Here is a 604-nt window from a genome sequence, read left to right as displayed (position 1 = left end):
ACGTGTACGTGCCGGCGACGCGGCTGCGACACGTCACGAGATACGCGACGACCTGGGTGTCGTCGTTGGGGCTGCGGTGGACGCTGGCGACCGTGCCGATGTTTTTCCTCGCGTCCTGGTCGCCGGGCTCGGCCGGGCCGCCGTCGATGTCGCTCCACCACTCGATGCGATCACCGACCGCGAACACCTCGCCCATACCCGCGACTATCCCACCCCAGCCTCGCCGCGGGCGCGGGTGACAAGCTCGACCGATGCCCGTCGCGCCGCGCACCCGGATCCGGTTGAAGTCACGCGCCGGCCTCTCCGGCGGCGACCGGATCGGCTATGTCGCCCCCGCCGGGCACGCCGCGGTGGTGCGCACCGACTTCGACCACGCCTCCGGCGAACTCGTTCAGGTGTGGTCGAAAACCCCGCCGACCGGTGGGACGGACTGGGTCGTGGTGTGGTGGCCAGGTAACCACTGGACATGGGAGCGCGAAGCCGATCTCGAATTCGTCGACACCAACCCAAATCCCACATAACCCCCACCTCCATACTCACAAATCCACTCAAATCATCACCCCCACAAACCCACTCACCCATTACCCTCACCACCACACTCCAC

General features: G+C 66.9%; 2 protein-coding genes. One reads left to right on the top strand and one right to left on the bottom strand.

Going from position 1 to position 604, the window contains the following annotated elements:
* The coding region (locus A5780_RS38710; RefSeq protein WP_156769348.1) for a hypothetical protein at window positions 1–196 on the bottom strand (196 nt) is incomplete at its 3' end.
* A 55-nt stretch (window positions 197–251) separates the two neighbouring features.
* On the opposite strand from A5780_RS38710, the gene A5780_RS38705 reads away from it, so the two are divergent.
* Window positions 252–521 (top strand): hypothetical protein, encoded by a 270-nt coding sequence (locus A5780_RS38705; protein ID WP_064909090.1) that lies wholly within the window; start codon window positions 252–254, stop codon window positions 519–521.
* The last annotated feature ends 83 nt before the right edge of the window (window positions 522–604 follow it).

Origin of the sequence: Nocardia sp. 852002-20019_SCH5090214, from assembly GCF_001665865.1 — a bacterium.
GTDB lineage: Bacteria > Actinomycetota > Actinomycetes > Mycobacteriales > Mycobacteriaceae > Nocardia > Nocardia nova.
The sequence above is the reverse complement of the archived record's forward strand: the minus strand, read 5'-3'. Positions and strand labels throughout refer to the sequence as shown.